This is a genomic window from uncultured Roseibium sp. (assembly GCF_947499295.1).
Lineage (GTDB): Bacteria > Pseudomonadota > Alphaproteobacteria > Rhizobiales > Stappiaceae > Roseibium.
Map to the genome: position 1 here is coordinate 1 of NZ_CANMNP010000066.1, position 3,672 is coordinate 3,672.

Below are 3,672 nucleotides of genomic sequence, written 5' to 3' on the forward strand. Positions count from 1 at the left end.
CGGTCTTCAAACGTGTCGCATAGTTACTTGGGGAAAGGGGCGAGTTCACCCGAAACACGACCGCTGCAAAAAGGTGCAACAAGGCCATGCTAAAGGCTCTGTATATTATAGATGGTTGATACAACCAAGTATCAACCAAAAGGAGATATTTTCAATTAGTAATTTTATCTAGGCTGCATTTATGACCAAATGCAATGAGTTGAATAAGCCCAAGATGCCCGAATGTGCAGGATGTGAACCCGAAAACCAATCTGGCATTTTGTGGGGATGCCAGTGTCTCCTGCTTGCTTGCGGGCAGAACGTGAATGTTGAAGACTCTGGATTTCGGGTTCAAAGCACTTATAAGCTGTACTGGCCTAACGGTCTATCAACGGCTTGGTGAGCTAGTTCGTTTATTGTTTTCTTCTTTGCTTGAATTTGAAGTGATCGTGTTGCAGGAACTACAACCGCGCTTCTATCGCACCAAATGTTGCAGTTAAAATTTCAACGGCCCCCTTGTCCATCGGACCCGCAAAATCGCCAGAAAGCAGCCGTTTAACATCCTCTCTCCAAAGGTCAATCAGAAGCGGGTGTTTTTTGCCTTCACCAGATACCGCAGCAAGATCGTTCGCAAGCAGCAAGAGGCGGTTGACCTCGCTGCGGAACGGCTCTTTGAGAGCATCTAGGTGCTGATAGGGATGGGTGCCGCTTGATCGCATGGCCTGGTCTTGAGCAGAAAAGTCTTCCATCAAAGCGGCGAACCGGTAAAAACCCGGATAGGACAAGCACAGATCATGCAACTCCCGCTCGCTGACGCGATCCCAAAGACCTTGAAGGTCGGGAAGATGCGAAATCATTGCCTCAACCAGCTGTCCGCCAAACAATCCCTGACGTTCGAAATCCAGAACGGCTGCGTCTATCCTGGCCGCAATCTTTCGATCAGTCATTTTGCGTGTCCCTTTGACATGAGCCTCGCAAATGTACCATACGCTCCAACTGACACAATCGAGTGAAACAGTTTCAGCTAGCGCCCAATTTGGCTGAACTGGCCCCTGTTTTGAAGATCATGTGTGGAATATTCCGGCTATGGCCGAAATTCGCACTCACAAGTGTCAGCCGCCTGTTCCGCGTCCACCGAGCTACCATTAGTCATATCGAGGCCACAATCGGTCACATAAAAACCGATGGGAGACTGGACCGGAATTTCCCTCTCGGCCATGTTGGCGACGCCATCAATGCCTTGCTCGTGGCCGCTGGCAACCCTCGCGCTTTGGTTTGCCTGCATGCTGCAAGCGCTTCTTCCAAAAATGGCAAAATTGGATACTCCAAAACCTCTTCCCGCGCTTGCCACATCATACGCTTAGCAATTGTTCAGGGCGAACGAGTTGCGCGCTTTTGATCAAGCAATGGAAACAGGATGTCGATCGTCTGCTTTCTTGAGACTTTGCGGTCCGCTGTCGAGGGAATCTGTCGAGATACTAACGGCAACCTTTGGTGCGATATGAGCGCGTTTGTGACGACTTTCTCCGGGCCTCTCGCCACCTATGCAACGATCGACAGGGCGATATTGCATCCGCGCTCAAAATGTTTCGGCTGGAAGCCCAGGGCCTTTTGGATGGTTTCGATACGCGCTTCGTCGTCGCTATCGTTCACGGCGGCCTCATCGATGAGATAGAGGAACCAGTTTCGTAACGAGGCAGCGCCTGGCAGGAGTTCGTTGACGACCTGCTGGCTTGTGACGGTCTTCTGGCTGTGTTCACCAAGAATGTGGTTGAGGGCCGCGAGGATCGCCCTGGCGGCGGAGATTTCCGGAAGCTCCATCTCGGTGATCGTGCCGGCAGCGTTCATGAGGGGCATCCTTTCAGTTTCGGTGAGGTTTCAGGAATGTGCGAGGCCAAAGAGGGATTTCTTGAGGTTTAGCTTGTGCTCCGACGCCCTGTCGATCATGGCGCGGAAGTATCCCCCCGGCGATGCGATCAATTTGGGATCGCGCAGGGCCTTTTCAGCGACAACGGCCAGACAGGCGGCCGGCAGGTGTTTTCCGTGTCGCAACACGGCCTGGGTATAACCGGCTTCGCTGAGGCCGATGAGGAGCCGCAGGTCGCCGGCCGCGGCACATAAATCGGTCCAGGATTTGAACTGGGCGTTCGTTTCGGTTTGCGCCAGAGAACAAGCGGACTGGATTAGCCCGATAGAAACACCTTCGAGGTTGCCCCCATCCAATTGGGTACGCTGTTCGCCAAAACCTGCCCTCATATAACCGGTTTCCACCGTGTCCACTTGTTCTTTTTGATGTTGTGTTTGGCTACCGGCTCCGCAAGGCTTTTTTTCAAGAGCCATTTCAACGGCGGAGCCGTTGTCAGTTTGAAGATTAATTTCTTGCTCGTTAGAGCAAGTCCGTTTGTTACGAGAAAATACAGAAGGTGATTGGGTTGTATTATATAAGCGGGGGCCTTTTTGACCGCCCGCGGGGAACATTTCCGCCTTTTTTGAGGGCTCTTTAGTCTTCTCCTGGCGCTGGTTTTCCACAACGGCCAGGACATCGTCATAGAGCGCCTGAAGCCACTCAGCGCAGGCTTCCGGATCGTGCCGCAGCTCGACCACCAGCTTCTCAGCATACGTGGCATAGTCGGAATGGTCCGGCCCGGCGGCTTCCACCAGATCGATGATGGCCCGGGAGAGCCGTGTGACAGCACGTTTCGCGTTGCGCTCCCGGTTGAGCGCATCCCGGTATTCGTCGGCCAGGACGGCAAAGGCGTCGAGATTGAAACAGGCGGGCGTAAAATCCAGCCCGTAAGCCTCATCTGGTGTGCCATCGTGTTTCCGGTAGACATAACGCCGGCCGGTTGGACTGTCGCGATAGGCAAGGATCCCGGCTTCGACTAGCAATTTGAGACATCGCGAGACGGTCTTGATGGAAGCGCCGGTGTATTGCATCAGGCGCTCGTTGGAGATCGCGACCACTGGACGCTTACCAGGGGCAAAGTCTTCCGGTCGGACCAGGCCCAAAAGAATATCGAGGATCTGATAGGCCGTGCGCCGGATGCCAAGGGCAGGGGCTGCGCGCTTTAAGGTGCGGGCGAGCTCGGCCTTGGCGATTTCCGGCCGGTCATCGTGGGCCGCCAATGCGGCGCTGGCGAGGATCCCGTCCGATAGTTTCCGGAAACTGGCGATATGCGGACGAGCAGAAGGGTTCGCGCTCTCGCGCGGTGAAAACGGTTTGTCTTGGCCCATGTTCTTGACTGAGACCAGGCAACAAAAATCCGTTCACCAAAACGGCGTTCAGGATTGACAGCGATGTGGGGGAAGCACTATAGAGAAGGTATGCGGTCTGTTTTTACAGCACACCCCGTTGTCGGTTCGTTCCGATGACGGGTTTTGTGTTTCTGGGTCTCTTTACTCCTTTCCTTTGATATGTAGTGATGCGTACTTGGGTCCTGGGCCGTAGCCCTTGCTGAGGTCGTTACGATCCGAATCATATGACCGTAAATTGTGCCTTGTTAAAGTTACGAGGCAAGGTTGAATAGACTTGATTCACCGGATTGACGCAATGTCATGTGGAAACCGCCCAAGCATTGCCTTAGTTGATCCGGCCATGATGCGAATGCTTAGCATCGGCCTTGTTGCATAAATGGGTTTGCGTGCCTACGTGCTCTTCGTTGAGTGTCTTCAGAAGTTTGTTGAATGCCTTTC

Annotated in this window: 3 protein-coding genes and 1 pseudogene; 1 reads left to right on the forward strand and 3 read right to left on the reverse strand. The window is 53.5% G+C overall.

Features of this window, described 5'->3' with window-relative positions:
- Nucleotides 1-440 precede the first annotated feature (440 nt).
- Entirely contained in the window at nt 441-926 is a 486-nt protein-coding gene (locus Q0835_RS29435; RefSeq protein WP_298966969.1) for a hypothetical protein, read from the reverse strand.
- A gap of 200 nt (nt 927-1,126) precedes the next feature.
- Between Q0835_RS29435 and Q0835_RS29440 the strand changes: the two are divergent.
- Nucleotides 1,127-1,343: pseudogene (locus Q0835_RS29440) on the forward strand (IS5/IS1182 family transposase); the annotation flags it as partial.
- 178 nt (nt 1,344-1,521) lie between these two features.
- On the opposite strand, the gene Q0835_RS29445 reads toward Q0835_RS29440, so the two are convergent.
- Together Q0835_RS29445 and repC are read right to left on the reverse strand one after the other, a co-directional pair.
- Entirely contained in the window at nt 1,522-1,827 is a 306-nt protein-coding gene (locus Q0835_RS29445; RefSeq protein WP_298966971.1) for an RNA polymerase subunit sigma-54, read from the reverse strand.
- A 30-nt stretch (nt 1,828-1,857) separates the two neighbouring features.
- Nucleotides 1,858-3,213, reverse strand: coding sequence for a plasmid replication protein RepC (gene repC / locus Q0835_RS29450; RefSeq protein ID WP_298966974.1), 1,356 nt, complete (start codon nt 3,211-3,213; stop codon nt 1,858-1,860).
- Between the last annotated feature and the right edge of the window lie 459 nt (nt 3,214-3,672).